The sequence below is a fragment of the Schlesneria paludicola DSM 18645 genome, from assembly GCF_000255655.1.
GTDB lineage: Bacteria > Planctomycetota > Planctomycetia > Planctomycetales > Planctomycetaceae > Schlesneria > Schlesneria paludicola.
In genome coordinates this window covers 2,002,087-2,020,525 of the sequence record NZ_JH636435.1, presented here as the reverse complement: position 1 = coordinate 2,020,525, position 18,439 = coordinate 2,002,087, and the positions used below count along the sequence as shown (strand labels likewise).

At 55.5% G+C, this 18,439-nt stretch carries 11 protein-coding genes and 1 tRNA gene; 7 read left to right on the top strand and 5 right to left on the bottom strand.

Features of this window, described 5'->3' with window-relative positions; genetic code table 11:
* Positions 1-175 precede the first annotated feature (175 nt).
* Positions 176-1,207 carry a GDP-mannose 4,6-dehydratase gene (gmd, locus tag OSO_RS0126165; RefSeq protein WP_029247492.1) on the top strand — a complete coding sequence of 344 codons (1,032 nt, stop codon included), beginning with the start codon at positions 176-178 and terminating at the stop codon, positions 1,205-1,207.
* A gap of 275 nt (positions 1,208-1,482) precedes the next feature.
* Here gmd and OSO_RS0126160 read toward each other — a convergent pair whose 3' ends face one another.
* Positions 1,483-3,159, bottom strand: a complete 1,677-nt coding sequence (locus tag OSO_RS0126160; protein ID WP_010585991.1) for a HEAT repeat domain-containing protein — start codon at positions 3,157-3,159, stop codon at positions 1,483-1,485.
* A gap of 299 nt (positions 3,160-3,458) precedes the next feature.
* On the opposite strand from OSO_RS0126160, the gene OSO_RS0126155 reads away from it, so the two are divergent.
* The 5 genes from OSO_RS0126155 to OSO_RS0126130 all read left to right on the top strand — a co-directional run bounded on the left by OSO_RS0126155 (position 3,459) and on the right by OSO_RS0126130 (position 7,129).
* The gene (locus tag OSO_RS0126155) at positions 3,459-3,692 is read left to right on the top strand and encodes a hypothetical protein (RefSeq protein WP_010585990.1); all 234 of its coding nucleotides are present in this window, start codon (positions 3,459-3,461) and stop codon (positions 3,690-3,692) included.
* Between the two features lie 211 nt (positions 3,693-3,903).
* Positions 3,904-4,899, top strand: coding sequence for a Gfo/Idh/MocA family protein (locus OSO_RS0126150; RefSeq protein ID WP_010585989.1), 996 nt, complete (start codon positions 3,904-3,906; stop codon positions 4,897-4,899).
* A gap of 516 nt (positions 4,900-5,415) precedes the next feature.
* Complete coding sequence (locus OSO_RS0126140) at positions 5,416-6,594, top strand: TGL-type protein-glutamine gamma-glutamyltransferase (protein WP_010585988.1); 1,179 nt, start codon at positions 5,416-5,418, stop codon at positions 6,592-6,594.
* A gap of 105 nt (positions 6,595-6,699) precedes the next feature.
* Positions 6,700-6,772 (top strand) — tRNA-Val (locus OSO_RS0126135).
* A gap of 90 nt (positions 6,773-6,862) precedes the next feature.
* Positions 6,863-7,129 (top strand): hypothetical protein, encoded by a 267-nt coding sequence (locus OSO_RS0126130; protein WP_010585987.1) that lies wholly within the window; start codon positions 6,863-6,865, stop codon positions 7,127-7,129.
* A gap of 35 nt (positions 7,130-7,164) precedes the next feature.
* Here OSO_RS0126130 and OSO_RS52695 read toward each other — a convergent pair whose 3' ends face one another.
* On the bottom strand, positions 7,165-7,428 hold the full coding sequence (locus OSO_RS52695; RefSeq protein WP_157605457.1) for a winged helix-turn-helix transcriptional regulator: 264 nt from the start codon (positions 7,426-7,428) through the stop codon (positions 7,165-7,167).
* Between the two features lie 225 nt (positions 7,429-7,653).
* On the opposite strand from OSO_RS52695, the gene OSO_RS0126115 reads away from it, so the two are divergent.
* A complete protein-coding gene (locus OSO_RS0126115; protein ID WP_010585984.1) occupies positions 7,654-8,511 on the top strand; it encodes an endonuclease/exonuclease/phosphatase family protein in 858 nt (285 codons plus the stop codon).
* A gap of 52 nt (positions 8,512-8,563) precedes the next feature.
* On the opposite strand, the gene OSO_RS0126110 is transcribed toward OSO_RS0126115, so the two are convergent.
* The 3 genes from OSO_RS0126110 to OSO_RS0126100 form a co-directional block, all read right to left on the bottom strand.
* On the bottom strand, positions 8,564-9,202 hold the full coding sequence (locus OSO_RS0126110) for a DsbA family oxidoreductase (RefSeq protein WP_010585983.1): 639 nt from the start codon (positions 9,200-9,202) through the stop codon (positions 8,564-8,566).
* A 512-nt stretch (positions 9,203-9,714) separates the two neighbouring features.
* Complete coding sequence (locus tag OSO_RS0126105; RefSeq protein ID WP_010585982.1) at positions 9,715-11,010, bottom strand: ATP-grasp domain-containing protein; 1,296 nt, start codon at positions 11,008-11,010, stop codon at positions 9,715-9,717.
* 440 nt (positions 11,011-11,450) lie between these two features.
* Entirely contained in the window at positions 11,451-17,882 is a 6,432-nt protein-coding gene (locus OSO_RS0126100; RefSeq protein ID WP_010585981.1) for a hypothetical protein, read from the bottom strand.
* Positions 17,883-18,439 lie beyond the last annotated feature (557 nt).

The window sequence follows — 18,439 nt, the reverse complement described above, 5'->3', positions numbered from 1 at the left end:
ATGTCCACTGCCGAAGTCGATTTTGTGACGGCATTTCGATGGTTTTGTCAAAACTTTGACGAGAATCCTTGGTAAATGGCCACCATCGCCGAATTTCGAGGCTGCCAGAGACGTTGATCGTCTCAATGCCTCATTGTCGTAAGAGATGGATGGCCAACCCCGTGTGGAGTGAATTTTGACTGAACCGCGACGAGCACTCATTACTGGAATAGCGGGGCAAGACGGATCATACTTGGCGGAACTTCTCCTTTCGAAAGGATACGAGGTTCACGGGATTATCCGTCGATCCAGCAGTTTCACGACCGGGCGGATCGACCACCTTTATCAAGAGCCACACCAAGAACATTCAAAGCTGTTCGTGCACTTTGGCGATTTGGCCGATGGTCAGTGCCTGACCAATCTGGTTCAAGAGATTCAGCCGGACGAGATTTACAATCTGGCGGCCCAAAGCCATGTGCGGATCTCGTTCGATATGCCGCTTTACACGCACGACATCACGGGCGCCGGCGCACTGCGAATTCTTGAGGCCGCCCGTCAGCTCAATAAGACGAAGCCGGTGCGGGTCTATCAGGCCTCATCCAGTGAGATGTTCGGCGATGTGCTCGAAACACCGCAGACGGAGGCGACACCCTTCCGACCGTGCAGCCCGTATGCCTGCGCCAAAGTCTTTGCCTTCCATCAAACCGTCAATTATCGCGAAGCGTACGGCTTGTTCGCGTGCAATGGAATTCTGTTCAATCATGAATCTCCGCGACGTGGAGAGCAGTTTGTCACGCGAAAGATCACACGCGCGGCCGGCCGGATTCGAGAAGGACTTCAAGAGAAGCTTTATCTGGGCAATCTGGAAGCGAAACGGGATTGGGGATATGCCAAAGAATATGTCGAGGCGATGTGGCTGATGCTGCAGCACGACGACCCGAACGATTTTGTGATCGCGACGGGCGAAACGCACAGCATTCGCGAGTTCCTGGATATCGCGTTCGAAAGCGTTGGCTTGAACTGGCATGACTACGTCGAAATCGATCCGCAATACTATCGGCCCACAGAAGTGAATCTGTTGCTCGGAGATGCGTCCAAGGCCAAGGACATCCTCGGCTGGGAACCCCAGATGACCTTCCGAAGTCTTGCCCAACTGATGGCAGAGTCTGACCTGCAGCTTGCAGTGAATGAGCGTCTTGTCCGTGAAAACTCGAACACCCTGACCTGACGTGGCCGACGCGTAGCAAGAACGGGGACTGGCTCCCCCAGGTGCCTGTCCCCGTTCTTGCCGCGCATCTCTTCGAACCAAACATGCTTGGGAACGGGAAAAATCGTCGTCAGCACTACTTACTCTCGGCGATGAAATCAACGCGCCGTAACGGCGACGAAGTGACTGTGATTTCCATGGTGCCAATCGTCGCGAAAAAAGGGGGACGGGCTCCGTCTGGTGCCTGTCCCCCTTTTTTCCTTCTACAATCGCGGGATCTGCGGATGGACCGTTGTCTATTGATCACGATCAACGCGATCGAGGCACGCTCGCGCGATCACTCGGGTTTCTGAATCAACGCTTTGAAGTGTCGCCTCGATTTCGGGACGCGCGGCGGCCGCTGAGGGGCCGAATTCCGCCAGTGTCAGAAGCACCATTCGCTGAACCTTTGGGTCGTCGGTTACCAGCAGAGTCCGAAGATGGTCCACCACCATCGTTCGGTAAGGCGATGATGCATTTCTTAAGGCAAAGGTGGCCACCCAGCGGACATTCGTGTCCGTCGAACTGAGGCATCCAACCAGTTGTTCGATCGCAGCCTGATTCTCGTGATCGATTTTCAGAATCGCTTCCGCGACGATTATCTCGAAGAAGACGTCGTGATTGCGTTGGAGTTCTTGCTGCATGGCGGGGACGGCGTCGCGGGCCTCAGGACCGATCGATCCCAGCAAGAAAACCGCTCGGGACCGCATTTCGGCACTGGTAAAATCGTTCGTCACGAGCCCAACGAGTTGCCCCTGGAGTTTTTCGCGGTGTGCCCTGAGCTTCGCGATCAGTTGCACATGGAACGGCCCAAAAAAGGGCTTGAGTTCCAGGTTGGCGATTTCACCGGCCGCCATCAGCGGTTCGAAGAACGGTGTTGAATCGGGACTCGCGTCATGGATTAGGGGGGCCGTCTGTGTTGCTGTCGAAATCCAGCCATGATTGCGCGGCAATACGGCGTCGACGGGCAGTGTGGCGGGTGAAGCCGCGATGCGTGGAAGCACGAATTCCAGATTCTCTTCGTTCGCGGGATGGCGGTCGTGGGCCGGTTCAGCAGCAGGCTCTGAACTCATTTGCTTCGAACTCGCTTCGTGATGCGACGCGTCAATGACCTTGGGCGCCTCGGGCGCGGCCAGCGGAAGGACGGGGATCCCGGTCTCGATCGCCGGTATCGGCGACGATGCGATCGCTGGCGGTGATGTCGCTGGCGGTGATACCGGTGGCTCGATGCGTGCAATTGCGGTGTCGAGAGGGGGAATCGCGATCGGTTCGAGATCGGCCGGCGGCTCAAGAATGACTTGCGGCGCAGGAGCGTCTAATGCCGCCGTTGGCGATGGGGGAATATCTTGCGGATCGTGTTCAACGCGAACGGCTACTTGCACCATCGAAGGAGTGGTGGATAGCTCAGGAACGGAGGACGGAACGGGTTCCGGACTTGGGGGCTCTGGTGCTGTCGCCGTGGCCAGTTTGGAGTTGGCGTCCTGCCGCGCTAGTTCCTGCAATTGCGCCGCTCCCGAGGTCATGGGAGCCGGGGCCGGTAGAACTGGAGGAAGTGGCGCGAGTTCCGGTTCGACGAGGACTGGCCTTGTGGGGATTGACGACAAAAGCAACCCGGTGTCGGCGAGCAATTCTCGGGGAGGAGCGGAAACCTGTTCCGCGGCACTCTGATGCGATGGATTCTGTCTTGCCATCAAGGCATCAAGCGACTGCTGTGCGTGATTGTTTCCAGGCTGTACGGCCAGGACTCGCTGGTAGATCTCTTGTGCCTGTGCCAACTGGCCCTGTCGTTCGTACGCCTGGGCGATAGATATCAGACGCTCGGGCGCATGTCGGCGATGAGCGCTCGAAAAGGGACGGGGCGCGACCGAACATCCGGCGGATATTAAAAGGATGGGGGCGGAAACCACTCCGATCCAATTGCGTACCTTCGCCATTCGAGCCTCCATGCGCATTCGCTTTTCTGACGCCTCGTGAGAGACGCCAAAACGGCACGTCCGTTCAAATCGTCAAAAAGCGATCAAGCGGCACAATCGCTACCGTTTGAATGGTCGGCTCGTGGCCTGGAATTCAGAAATGGTTTTAGAAGAGTTTTCCGAATGAACGCCGCGCCAGGTTCGCGGGAAAGGAAAAGTCACGCGCAGAGCGCCTCATTCATCGTTAAGCGTGTGACCCGTTACCTCGCAAATCGGGCCGAACCCCCTGTCCTTCTACGGATTGATCACGCACGGACGTAATGGCGAAATCCGGTGGAATCCTGATCTCTCCGAACGGATCAACGCGGCGCGACAAGGGGATGCCGATTGTCGTGACCTTTCGGCACCGGCAGAATCTGCCGATGCCGCCAATCGACCTCGATGTTTTCGTTCCGATGTCGGAATTCGTGTGGGCGGATGTGTGCGCCGACGTGACGGATGAGCGGCAACACCGGATTGATCCCGGCGGCCCGGCAGAGTCGCGCCGGAAATGAGTCGGGCTGGAAATTCGCATTCTGCGGTCACATCATAATTCACTTCTCACGGCCGGTCTCGAAGGTGGCGCTGAATGAAGTGTCGCCCAGAGGTGCGGGATTCCAACCAGGAATGCGCATCGGCTCACTCCCACCGTGGTGGGGTGATTGTCCGTTCGTGACGGAACGGGTCCGTGTGCAGGCTGGCGACAATTTTTCAGTGAGTTAACGTATGCCCAAGATCAAGATTGGTCAGATTGGAACGGCGCATGGCCACGCGGCAGGCAAGCTTGAAACCTATCGGGCCTCACCGGAATACGAAGTCGTCGGAATTGCGGAACCAGATCCCCGGCTTAAGAAACTGGCGGAAACACAGGCGGCCTATCGTGACCTTCCGTGGCTGACTGTTGAACAACTTCTAGCTGTCGAAGGGTTGCAGGCCGTCGCCATTGAAACCGAACCGCGTGATCTGCTGAAGTACGCGGAAGCTGGGATTGAAGCGGGGCTTCATGTTCATCTGGACAAGCCGGCGGGCGAATCGTTGATTCAGTTTCGACGCATTCTGGATCAGGCCGCCCGGAAGCACTTGTGCGTCCAGATGGGATACATGTTCCGCTACAACCCGGCGGTCGTCCTGATGAAAAATCTCGTCCGCAAGGGTTATCTCGGTGAACCGTTCGAGATGCACTGCGTGATGAGCAAAGTGGTTGACGACGCATCACGGGTCAAGAATGCCGCCTATCCCGGTGGCATGATGTTCGAACTGGGATGCCACATGATCGACATCGTCGTTGACCTTCTGGGCACTCCGACCGGCGTGAGTGCGTTTCATCAGCACTCCGGGAATCAGGCTGATGGTCTACAGGACAATATGCTGGCGGTCATGACCTACCCGCGGGCGATTGCCAGCGTCAAGTCGTCTGCGCTCGAGGTGGATGGCTCCGCCCGGCGACATCTCGTCGTGTGCGGGACCGAAGGAACGATCCACATTGAGCCGATCGATTCCCCCAAATTCGTACGTCTCACACTGGCGAAAGAACGCGGCCCTTACAAGAAGGGGACGCAGGAAGTACCGGTCGAACCTTACAAACGCTATGTCGCCGACGCCGCCGACTTTGCCAAGGTCATTCGCGCGGAGAAAATGCTGGATTGGTCGATGATGCACGATCTGGCTGTTCAAGAAACCGTGCTTCGGGGCAGCGCGTCTCCCCTCGACGTCGCTCCTTGATGGGTAAGCACCCGCAGACGTCTGACCGCGCCGGATCTCCGGCCGATGTTGACTAATGTGCATGCTTAGCATGGGGTTTTGGCCAGAGGGTGGATTTCTCGCGTTTCCGCCACCCGAACTTTCGTAATTGCGCCGTGGATTCGGCGTAAACGTAACTGCTTCAGCGTTCTGCGTCACGGGGGCCAGCCACAAGCAGAAATCCGATTGGCAAAGTTTGACTCAAAGCATAAACTTTCTTTGTTGCGTTTAGCAACCTGTTGAAATAACGGGGACTGGCTCCGATGAGCTTAAAAAACGCCATGACGTCCTCAACGCCAAGGTGCCTGTCCCCCTTACTTCAACAGGTTGTTCGTGTTCGGACGCATGCCACAAAAGAAAGAAAATGCCGAGACCATCGATGAAGCATCGCGAGTCCTTGTTATGGCCGTTGGATCAATCGGGACACAAACGTTTCAGGTATGACGTTGATCAGATTGAGCGACACGCGTTCTGCTGGACAGTGAAAGGAAGCTGCCCATGCTGAACGCCTTTCAGAGCGAACGCCCAGCCTCTCGCGGCCTGCGCATTCATCGACCAACGATCTCGGAACGCGACATTGCTCAAGCGAATTTGTCGAAAGTCCTGACTGACCTGAATCTTTCACAGTACGTGAAAATCGGGTCCGATGACCCCGATTTCGTATCCGTCGAATTGAAATCCGAATGCGTGGCGGAATGGATGCCCGACGGAGACACCGCGGGTGTCACTTCCAAGCTGAATTTGGATACTGTGCGGAATCCCCAGGATCTTGAGCGTGAGATCCTGCTCACGATGCTCGCCTGCCCGATCGTGTTCGAATTCCCCAGCTTTGAAGAATTCATTTCATCGGTGCGAATTCGTCAGAAGATTGTCGAGGCGGCTCGGAAAACCTCTTTGTCGTTTGCCACACATGAGGCAGAACGTCCAGCCGACTATTGGAGCTACGACGAAGACCAGGGATTCATTGTTCGGCCGCAAAAATCGCTCATCGATGCCTTGCGATATGCCACGCAGCCCGAACTCTCGGGGCAGCGGTATACGTTCTCGTGCCGTCGTGCGGGCGAATATATCGTGCTGCTTGCCGTGGCGCGGGAAGCGGCCGAATTCCATCAGGAGCTGTTCTACGATCTGCAGAAACAGGCCGAAACGCGTGCCGTGAAGGGCCGAGAATTTGAATCGATCTTCCAGCGGCAAATCGGCTCCTGGGACAACCCCCTGCCCGTGAAATTCTTCATTCCAGGCGACCGAACCTGGTTCCGAAACCCGGACGATGCCTCTGGCGAAATCACGGGATACGAAGGAAGTTGGACCTTCTATCTGGGAAATGGCGTCTTCGCCGATTTCTGGCGTCCGAACCAGTTCTACAGCCTGACCACCAAATGCCTCTCGATCTATCACTGGCGCAATTCGACGTTCTTCGATGCGAATGGCGAACTGCAGATCGATGAAAGCCGGGTCGAGGCGCAAGTCGAAAAGTCGTTGAAAGATCCGCTGGAAATGACGCAGATCCTGAACGAAATGCTCCGTCTGCAAGTGCCCTCGGGCGGCCAGGGCGGTGGCTGTGTGGAACCACATCGCGAATATGTCCGTCAGGTCTGCCGAGGCACCGCCGACCTGAATCTTCCGGATATCGCCCGCCCCCTGCAGCTAAAGACACCCCTGCAACTGAAGACATGAGTCACAATTGATCGGTTCCGCGCGAACCAACTCACCCGAGCGTGCATCCTTGCTGACACCCTTCATTCAGGATACAAATATGTCCACGCGGCCCCGGCCGCCCACGGGCGATTAACTCAGCGGCTAGAGTGCCATCTTCACACGGTGGAAGTCACTGGTTCGAATCCAGTATCGCCCATCTTTAAAGCCTTGTCCTGACGGTAGTTGGGACAAGGCTTTTTTTGGGTAGATCTTCGAACAAATCAGGAAGTTCAAAAGGGAGTTTTGAATGACAGTCCATGTTGACGGTGTGCCGGGGAACTTCCCCAAGATCATGTGCTCAAAAACGGATGTTGGTTTAATAAAGCAGGCACTCGAGAAGACCGGTTTCATCTGCGGCGCCGAATTTGGGTTCGACGGCGTGCCCCGCATGGCAAAATTCAGCATTTGGAGAGACCCGAAAGCCATCGCAACAATTGATGAAATCAGACCATCACTACTAGCGGCAGGGTTCGATGTCGATCCACAAGAGAAGCCAACTGATTCCGCAAACTGAAAAAGGCCAGTCCCGAAAAATGGATTGGCCTTTTTTTAGTTTTTAGACTTAGGTCTGTCATTTCGCGAGTGAAAACCGGTCAGGTTTTGTGGGGTGAATTGCAGTTGAATTCGTCTGATTGTGCTGCGGATGGTTTGGCTCGACCCTGTGAGCGGGTTTGGCCGGTTTTGAACTTCCGCAGCTTTCAGTCGCTGCACGGCCCGATTCACCGCACCGCGATCCACGCCCAGAAGACGAGAAATCTCCCGGTTCGAACGACCTGATCGGTGCAGTGTCTCGATAGAATTGATCGTTGCCATTGATCATCGATTCGACATGCAGGTTCCTCCTGCACTCAGCGTGCAAGATGAACTCAGACATGACGCCTCTCAATGGCCGGTTTTCACCCGCAAATTGCTGGCCGGTTTTGACTGCGAAATGACAGTCTGCAATCGATTCGTTTGGTTGACGACTGTTGCGTGGAAGTGCAAAGTGAATCGGGGGGAATCGTCGGCATACACCTTTGGGCTACGAGGCAGAACGCGATGAAGCAGGCTTTGTTGGTTTTCTTGGCTACGGCGTTGATTGGCTCGAATGCCTTTGCCCAATCGCTGAATGTGATGACCTGGAATATTCGGTATGACAATCCGCAAGATGGCGTCAATGGCTGGCCGAATCGCAAGGATTGGGTGGCTGAGATCATTCTCAAGAGCAAGGCGGATGTTGCGGGGTTTCAAGAGGTGCTGGCTGGGCAGTTTGACGACTTGAAACTGCGACTGCCGGAGATGAAGGCTTACGGGGTCGGACGGGACGATGGTAAGAGTGCGGGTGAGTTCTGTCCGATCTTCTATCGTCATGATCGGTTTGACCTGCTGGCGCAAGCAACATTCTGGCTTTCGCCGACACCCGAGGAAACCGCCAGTAAAGGTTGGGATGCCGCCCTGCCCCGGATTGCGAGTTGGGTGAAGCTCAAAGATCGTACGACGGGCGTCGAGCTGTATGTGATCAATACCCACTTTGATCATCGCGGCAAACAGGCTCGTACCGAGAGCGCCAACCTGCTGCTCCAACGCCTGCGTGAGACGTTTGCAGATCATCCCGTCATCCTGCTCGGCGATTTCAACACGACGGCCAACTCGCCGCCGTACAACACGCTGGTCGGACGAGGCACGCAGGGGCAAGAGGTGTTTCTCGATACCTACGTGCATTCCGCACGGAAACCAGAAGGTCCGGATTCGACGTGGAACGGCTTCAAGGCCATCGTGCCTGAACATCGAATCGATTTCATCTTCACGACGAAGGCGGTCAAAGTCCTGCGGCTTCAAATCCTGGATGATCAAAGAGAAAAACGCTTCCCCTCGGATCATCTGCCCGTTGTGACAGAACTGACGATGAAAGAGTGATCCATTCGCGAGCAGGTTCGCGCGATCGGTCGCGCTTACAGCGATACGAACGTCATGCGGACGCAATCGCATGTTGGAATGCGGCGAGGAACGTCTCGGGCGGTTGCGCGCCGGACAGCCGGATTTCGCGATTGATGATAAAGAATGGCACGCCGCTGATGCCGATCTGGCGAGCTTTTATTCCGGCATCTTGAAGAAAGTCCAAGCCCTCATCGCCATTCAGCAAGTCCTCGGTCCGCGTGCGATCGAGTCCCGCTTCCACGACGACGTCGATCAGAATGTCTCTCGCGCTGATGTCCAGCGCCTCGGTGAAGTACGCTCGGAACAGCCCTTCCACCACCGCGTCTTGGATCGCCTGCTGTTCGGCCAACCAGATCAGTCGATGGGCATCCCGCGTATTCGGGGTTCGTTCGATCCGATCGAATGCGAATTGCAGTCTTTCGGCAGCGGTCGCAGAGAGAAAAGTGGCCTCCAATGCCTGCGAACGTTCCAAGCTGCCAAACTTTCTGGTGCGATATTCGATTCTCCCCATTCCCTCCTGCGGCATTTCGGGATTCAACTGGAACGGCAGCCACCGCACTTGGACGGGGTGCGCCGGCCCCAACGTCGCGATGGCTTTCTCCAGGCGGCGCTTGCCGACATAGCACCAGGGACAGATCACATCGGAAAAAATATCAACCGTCAGCATCATGTGAAAATCGCCTTAACAGCTTGTTGAAGTCACGGGGATGGGTTCCCTCCTGATCAAAATCCGCCAAGAAATCCTGACGACCAAGGTGCCTGTCGCCCTCACTTCAACAGGCTGCTCACACCGGAAGCTTGTATCCCTCCAGCATACCGTCAGTCACTCTCGGAAGTCATTCCCTCTCTGTCACGCCCGCATTCTCACTGGTGCCCAGTTACGGACGGGCACAGGCCAGTGGCGGATCATATCGACGCCACGTCGCGAGCGGTCACTGATTCGTGACGCTCGTTGGAGCTTCTAGGGCGGCTGATGACGTCGGCTCAGGACCGATACATCAAGACACTCGCGAGTGATCCCTTGATGTGCACAGAAGGGACGCAACGGCGGAGGAGTTGACCCGTCGTTGACTGCGTTCAGTATACAGCAAACGACGGGTTCTCTTATGGAAGAGACCTGGCGCGTGTTGTGAGGCCGCCGCCGCCGCCGTCACGATCTCACGCATTCGAAGGACCGAATCGTTACGCCGCCACGCGGTCGCGATTCGTGTCTTGCCGTTGCTGACGGTATTGCTCTGCGACGTGTGAATCATAGTTCGCATGTTCGAGCATCAATTCACCGGCCTGACGACCTGTCACCAGCGATTGGATGCCGGTCACAAGGCTCTCAAGCCCCAGGATGACGCTCGAGGCCACTTCGCCGGTTGCGACAAGGTCGCCGCGCGAATGCACGGGCCAAGGAGGCGTGATGAATTCGCGAAGACGTTGCGGGAACCGTCGAATGCCGCCTGTTCGAGGGTGAAGTCCTTCGAGCAGCCATACGACGTCCATCAAGACCGTGTGGACGCTGACGCCTGTTCGTGCGGTCTGGACGGCTGGTGTCTTGTCTTTCGCAATGTCAAAAATGAGCTGGGTCCAATCCAATCCCGAGCAGAATCCTAAATGGATTGCAGGATTAGCCCGGACGTTCGCGTCGATCACGTAGGGAATTCCCGTTTCCCGTTCGAGCAAGAAATCGAGACCCAAAAAGCCTGACCATCCACTGGCGGCGATCAATCGTTTCGAAATACGCGAGATCTCGGGGTGTTCGATCGATTGCCGATGTGCAGATGTTCCGCCCGCTTCGGGAAACATTCTGAGGGTGCGATAAACAACTTCACCCAACTTGTGACCTTGCGAACAGAAGCTCAGCGTGCAGATAAGATCACCCTCGATCTTTTTCTGTACGAAGGGTTGCCCGGACCCATCTTTGGCGTGCAAGGCCGCCTGCTGTTCGAAGGTGCGTTTCAATTCATCAGAATTGTTGCAGAACGATCGTCCGACGGAGTTGTTTCCACCAGGCAGCTTGACCACAACTGGAAAGCCGAGTTGATCCGAGATCATCGGCAATTGATCTGAATTTTTTGGAACCAGGGTCGGCGGTGTGGGCAGGTCCAATGACTGGCAAAGCTTGTGTAAGCTTGGTTTATGGTGCAGGCTGTACATCGACGAGAAGTCAGGTAGTAACAGCCGGGTATACGGCCGCAACTCAGACTCGTATTCCGACAGCAACAGCGACTCTTCGAACGTGGGCAGCAGTAAGTCGTACGGCTGCGACCGCAGTTCTTTAACCAATGTTTCCAGGTAGCGACCGGGGTCCTGGTTGACGCGTGGCAGTTTCAGGCGACGCTTCGTATACCGGGAAAACTTGCCTGCCGAAAATGTCAGGCTGTCGGCGGCCGTCACCGATGCTCCTCGCCGACCCAGGTCGTGGATCAACCGTGCGGAGAAGAACAGGCTCGAACCGGTGACGAGGATTCGGGGGGAGCGCGATGACATTGCAATGCCAATGATGAGATGAGGTCAGCCCATGCAAGCACTTCGACGAAGCGTTTGCGTTTTCCTCATCGGAACCACTGGCGCTAGTTCATTAATTGATCCATCTAGTTCAAGAAAAAGTACTTCAATGCCCTATTGTGAAATAGTGAAGTGGGAAACCCACGTGACCGTGCGGTCCTACTGGACTGCTGCTCCTTGATAAGAGATTCAGATCCAGTCTTGTTCGGCATAACCGTTCACAGGCCGGGGACTGGTTCATTTTCCCGCGGTAAAGGGAAGACTTGCCCTTCGTAGATGCACTGTGGATTCCAATTGAACCGGGAAAATGTGCCTGTACCCCTCTCTTCGGGCTATGAACGGCAACCGGTTCGGCAGGAGTCGCCGATTAACAGCATGGCACTGCCTGATTCCAAGCAGTGCCATGCTGGATCGGGATCAATCTATTGTTTCGGAGGATGGGCTTCGCGAACCAGAGCCCCTTGCTGATCGCTGAGGATCATAATGGAGAACTTCACGGCGACGTCCAGGTCGTTGGTGTTGAGCGAGGCGAAGTCGAAACGGCCCCGGAGATCGGTGTACCCGTCTTTGTAGAACTTCACCTGACCGTTGGCCATTTGAGCATAGACTTTGACGTAGGCTTTGGGGATTGGTTTTCCCGTGCCCTGATCGGTGACTTTCACCTGGCCGTAGGTCTCGATGACCTGCACCGCCAGCGAATGGGAATAGTGCGGATGTGTCTTCGTTGTACCGGCGCCGACGATTTCGACCAGGATATTCTTGTTCTGCAGTGCGGCCGGTAGGTCGATCGACTTTACGGTCGATTTGCTCTTGGAATCGGTGGCGGGCTTGTCGTCGTCACTCAGCGTCACGTCGAGTGACAGGTTGGGTTTGATGGAACTGAACTGCCCCTGAAACTGCTGCGCGAACGGATTGCGGCTGAACAACAGCTCGACATCCATCTCATAGAAATTCACGCGAACCGATTTCAAATGCTGGTAATCCAGTTTGATCTGTCGTCCTTCGACCGTGAACTCAAAGCTCGGTTCCGTAGACGCCAGTTGATCCTGCTGGCGATTGCGATCCTCATCTGTGGCGGGGGCGACACCCTTCCCTTCGGCTTCGTCCAGTTGGGTCCGAATTGTCGCGAACGTTTGTCGCCATCGATCAACGGGGTGACTGGCGTATTTGTCGGCAATCGAGCGGGCTCGTTGATGATCATCGGTGAAGAAATCGAGGTACGCGGCGCAGTAGTCGTACTGAATCTTCGTGGCGACCTTGTCCGGATTGACCCGACCGAACGTCTTGATCGCTTCTTCAATGCGATCCTGTAGCAGCAGGTAATACGTCACCGTCAGCAGGTCGTCATCAGCCAGCGTTCGTTCATACGCGAGTTGCTTCAGCGTCTGGTGGTACTGAAGATGCAGTCGATCGTTGACGATCTGTCGGCGGCGGCCCAAGGCATGGCTGCGCGCGTTGACGAGGGGTTTGTATTCCAGGTGCTCAAACGTTCGCCGTGCGACCGGATCGATCGTGAGCAGCGAGCTCTTGAGTCGTCCGCCACAATCATTGACGAATTGTTCCGAGTGCAACAGGTATTCGCGAACGGCTTCGGCCACATTGTGTTTCAAGGCGTACGACCAAAGCGTGTTGTTGTAAACATGACGCTGTGTCAGTTTCGTCACCACGGCCGCAAACACTTTTGCATCCTGCATTCGCCAGGCGATTCGCGACAGGTTCAGAGCATCCACATTCTGCTTGTCGAGGAAATTAAGCAATTCATCGGTCGACGCGTATTGCGAGACATAGTCCCACGATCCGGTGTCCATCTTGCTCGGCTTGTCGACAACGTTAAAAGTCAACGGCGCGGCGAATGCGATCAGTTCTTCAGTCTTGGCGACATGAACGGGGAAATGGGGATACATTCCTGCCGCGGGGAAGTAGAAGTGGTATTCGACAGTCTCCGTATCGAACGCATCGAGCTGCAGATGAACGGTCTTCGTCGACTGGCTGTTCAGAACCGGAATCGCACCGCGTGGGATTTGCAGCAGCAAATTCAACTTCTGCCGAGTCGACGAGGGATTTGTGACGACGATTTCGCAGCCGTAAACCACGTGAACGAGAAATTCGTCTGAAACAAACTTATCAACTTCTTCGCCGTCTTCGATCCGAGTACGGTCACCCTCACGGAAAAAGTTCTGGCTGACCAGAATCTTGGCTGTGGCGTCCTTTTCTATGGACACGGTCTTGACCTCTTCGTGATAGACCACCAGAGGACCACCGGCGGTGATTGTCAGCTTCGCTCCGTCAAGTTTGGATTCGTGCTTAGGTGATTCGAATGGCAGATCGAGCACCGCCAGCGCGAACATCATTTCCGGGAAGTTCCTCGACGCGTCCGCCAGATTTTTGGACAGGAACGGTTTCGCGGGATCGTGCTGGGCGAAATCTCTCCAGAAGGCATTGGTGGTGATCAGATCTGGGGTCTGTTGATCGATCGTGATGTGATGATAGTTGTTCTCGGCCCACTCCATTGTCTTGTCGAGTTTGCGGTAAAGAGCGCGAACGGCTTCAGGCAGGGGGCTTTGCGAATAGAATAGGTGGTGCGTGGGTGGTTCGTTCACTCCCGCAATGCCATTCCCTGAGTTCGTTTCTACTGCTTTTTTCAAACTGCGGCTCAGCGGTGTTTTCGAGGGCACTGCTTTGGCCGCATCCTGTTCCGTGGATTTCTCGTCCTGCTTCATCGCTCGATCTCGGACGGAATGGCTCTTCAGTCCAGACATTCCTCCACCCATCCCTCCGCCCATCATTCCGGGGACGGGGTGAGCTTCTTGGCGGCCCGATTGGCGGCGTTCGAATTCAACCTCTCTCGCCGAGTCTGCTCCAAATTCATCGTCTGTTTCGAGCGAGCTTCGTTTCACGGCGGTGTCGAACAGGCGAATGAAATTGTCGATGTCGGGCGGCAGTTTGGCATACAGATCGGCGACGTGTCGCGCGGTATGCGATCGTTCGTCTTGCAGGCGTCGGGCCAGCAGAATGCGTTCAGGAATATTGAGCTGTCCATAACGCCACGGCGATAAGAATTCGGAAAGGTCGTCTTCGAGCAGGAAGCGGTCGACGAACGTCTTGTCCTTCTTATTGGCCAGATAGGGTTTGATCACCGCCTGGAAGAATTCGGGATCTTTCTTCGACAGGAAGAGCGACAGTTCGTGGCTGGCGTGCTTGGAGTACAACGTACGTTTCTCGTCGTCTTTCAGTTTGGGCCAGTTCAAGAGGAACGAGAACTCGGCCAGTTTTGCGTCTTTCGACAGCGTCGCATACAGACTATAGACCCGTGTGAGACTGTCGTAGACTTCAAATTTCGAGGTCGTGATGTCGTTGAATGTCAGCGATTGACCCATGGGTACGACGCTGATCTGCTTCTGCTTTGAGAAGTGTTCCTTCGGATCGAGTCCGGCGATCAGCCGCAGATCGACAAGGTCGACCTTTCGTTCGGCGAGCGCGACGCTGCGAGCGGTCGTGTTGATCGGGTCAACGGCGACGACATGGATTTCCTGATGCTGGCCCAGGGCGGCGAATGGAATCTGGATGATGCCATCCTCGTTGGGCATCAGATTGACCAGGACCGCCGATGTGTGTTCCAGAAAATCCAGATTGGCGAATCGTAGTTGGTTTCTGCCGATTCCCGCTTCCATCGCCGCCATGGTTCGCTCAGAGGCGCTAGGAGCCGATTGAGGCGTCGCCCCGTATTGGTCGCCCCCTGCCGCTTGTTGTTCTCCCGTGTCGGTCGCGCGAACCGACCACGGATTCAGCAACAATGACGGGCGGTCGAGCGTGTTGCCCGGGAACTTCGTGGCGTATTTGCGATCGATGATATACCGATACTCATCGCCAATATTACGACCTGTCAAATACACAGATTCGGGAGGAGTTTGCTGGAAGAGATACGGTTCTGCGCCCCGAACGTTTCCGAGTTCGACCGCCGAATTGTAGGCGGGACTATATCGTGTGGCGAACACATGGACGCGACTGAATTTCGTCGCGTTCTGCAGCTTGACCGTCAGGACGTCGTTCGCAGCTTTGATCGATTCGATCTGCAGCGGTGCGAGTGGCGGCGTTTCGAGCTGTCGAGACTGGCCGAGCACAAAGTGGTCCAGCACGGGGCCGTCTGTGACGCGAATGCGAAGGCGCTGGTTCGTGGCCTTCAACCAAAGTTCGAAGTCTCCTGCGGGAAGCTTTGCGATTACGATCATTCCGTTTTTGACCGACACCAGATCGGTTCGATCGATGACAAACACATCGTTGCGAACTTCGAGCAGCGACAGTTCATTGCGAATGGTGAGGGCTTCCTCACGGCTGGCCGATAGTCCATTGCGTCCCAGGAATGGCAGTGTGATGGGCTCACCGACTTTGCCATGGACCGTCTGCCGATACGTGTGTGTATCAATGGAGAGTTTCCAGACCTCCGGGATGTCGGAGGAACTGCCTTCACCACCGGATGCAATACCGTGAGCCGTGATCGTCGCAATCTCGGCGAGGGGACCAAGATTGATGCGCCCTGCGGCATCGGTTTTCAGCGTGAACGACAACGATTCGCGGAAATCACGATGTTTGAACTCCAATTCGACCGGACGCGACGCGCGAGGTTCCCCCGTTTTCCCTCGTAATTCCACCACGTAACCATCTGGTGTACGGACGAGATGCAGGTCTTCGATTTTTTCGGTGCGATCGATGCCGTTCAAGGTCACCAAGCTGACCGCGGACAGATCGACTTTGGTTCCGCCCGCACTTAGCTTTTTAACTTTCGCCGTGAGCTCGAAGTTAAGCGATGCGAGACGTTGTGGCACCTGGAACTCATGAATCGATTCGCGATCTTCGAACAGCTTGAAGTCCGGCAGTTCTTGTGACGAAGCGATGCCGTCCAGGTCGGTCGAGATGATTTTCAACTTCACCTCGTCCAACAGCGACAGTGACAAGGGTGTGCCACCGCTTGCCAGGCCCGCACGGACCAGCAATTGAGCCGTCTTTCGAGTCAGCAAAGACTCGCGATCGACGTAAAACCCGGCCGACAGCACGTAGGCCTCGACTTCGTGTTGGAAAAAGTCCAGCGAAGCCTGAGTGCCGCGTGAGATGACAATCGGTTCACGCTGCGCCTGATTCGTAAAGGGCACGACGATGGTTCCATCGGCACTGGACGTGTACTCGTGGCCACTCATCCACAGAACCGCGTCTTTGACGAGTTCGTTCTTCTCATTGAGGATTGTGAATCGTTGTCCGGTGGGTGTGGTCCGGACGAGATGTCGCAGACGTCCTTTTCTGACAAGAGCGCGGCTGCTGCGGCCGTTGCCGATGAAATCGATGATGTAGACGCCCGGTTTGTCGAGTTGAGGAAACTCAAACGACTTGGCAACGCGTCGCAACGGGCCTTCCTGAATCGAATACGTTTGTTCGACGTTCGCCACGAGGCCGTCCAGACTCATGTCGGTATCAACTTCGCGACGCTGCTCGCGGTAATAACTTTGAGTATTGATCTCGTAAACTTTGACGATCAGCGTGCCCGCGTTCTTGATGAACAAATCCAGCTTTACGTGTTCATCGGGATCAAACTGGGTCTTGTTCGTGACGGCGAAATCCAGGTCGACACGTTCCTTCAGGCGTTGAAAGTCCGCCGGTGGCAAGAGGGCCGCCCACTGTTCGGCGTCGCCCAGGCCGTTCACAATTTTGACTTCCGCGAACAGAAGTTTCAGATAGACGTCATTGACGTAGGGTTCAAACTCTTTGGTATTCGTCGCATCTGTCAAGAAATGGGCGAGATAGCTTCGGACGAGTGGTTCGTCGTTGACGATGGGCGCCAGCAGCGTCACGCCGTTGTAGTTCGCGTTCAGATCGCTGGGGAAACGTTTCAACTCGTCCGACGCGAGCATTTTCTTCGAGAGATAGGCGACATTTCGGGGCAGTTTGAGATATTCGATAAACCGCTCTTTGCTCAGCGTGCCTCGCATCCGATCGAGAACCAGACGGTGATAGAGTATGTGCGACTTCAGTGAGTTATGGGCAGGTGAAAGGCGATTGACGAATTTCTGCAGGCGATCGAGATAGGCTTCTAGTTGTCGTGGATTATGACGCCAGTCTTCATCGGCCGTGGGCTGCAGCTTGGACAAATAGGTGATCACGAAGTTTTGTTGATTCAGCAGATCTGGCTTGGCTTTGACCAGTTCTTCCAACTGAGGAACAAGCAATTGCCGGTGAATGGGCAATGAGCCAAATCCCCCGGACCGTTCGCTATTCAAGTCGTCAAGAATCAACTGTGCGAAGCGGTCATAGTCGGGCCGAGTGATCCGCGACAAAAGTGCCCGGCGCAGGATCGGATCCAATTCGGTAGAAACGAGCCAATCGAGTGCGCTGTCTTCGAACGCATTAAGATTGCCGGGCGACGTTGCCTTGGCTCGTTGCAGATACGCTTCGCGCGAGATCAACGTTGGCTCGAGCGCTGTGGGCAGGTTGGGCTCGGCATCGAGCTCTTCCTTCTGGTGCGGATAGGTGACGCCCAGTCGCGTTCTGAGATACTCAAGCGTCTTGCGCGGATTCTTGTCGTAATTGGCGAGTGCGAATCGCGTCCGGATTTCCACGACACGTTGAGTTTCGCCATGTCGCTGGACCCACGCCGTCAGCAGCGAATCAAGTTTGTCGAATTGTTCGGTCTGAATGTAGTGCAGCGCGTGGTAGTAACTATACTCCTCGGTTCCCGGGACCAATTGCTTCAGCACGGCCGCGCGATCCTGTGCCAAGGCAAAGTCCTCGACAAAATCAATTTCGCCACCATAGCTTGTGGACATCCAAGTCATTGCCAATGCTCCGACGAGTGCGAGACGACGCATGACGACTCCTCATTACGTGCGCTGCTGCGCGTGAACAACGGTGAGTGTGATCGAACACCGTGCGAGTGGGTATTTGCCAGGCAATGGTGATTCTCGTCATCCACACTGGGCGAAATCCAAGGGCCGCTCGACGATTTCTACTGTGACGGGGACTGTGGTAGCCGAAGCGTAATAGACGAACGACGATTGCGGAAGTTCCCGAGTTTCCGAACTCACGCAAAGGTTTTTTGGAGATCGGATGGGGACCGGACCGGATTAATCGTTGGGCTGCAATATCCCTTGCGAGTCCGATTGCGGCACTATACTCGGTCTTTGTACAGCAAACGGGCAATTCTCATTCTGTGGCTGATGGGAAACCGTTCCGGCTCGGATCCAGTGACGAAACAATGAGAAACTCGTTCACTTTTCTTGAGCGGTGCCATACCATTCAAGGCGGCAGGTGAATTCGCGACCTGTGACGGACACCGTGCGGTTGTCCGAATTGAGACCATCAACGCCGACTGTTCTGACGTTGCGAACGAGTGCTGGCCGGTATTCAGGCTTACGGAAATTCGTCA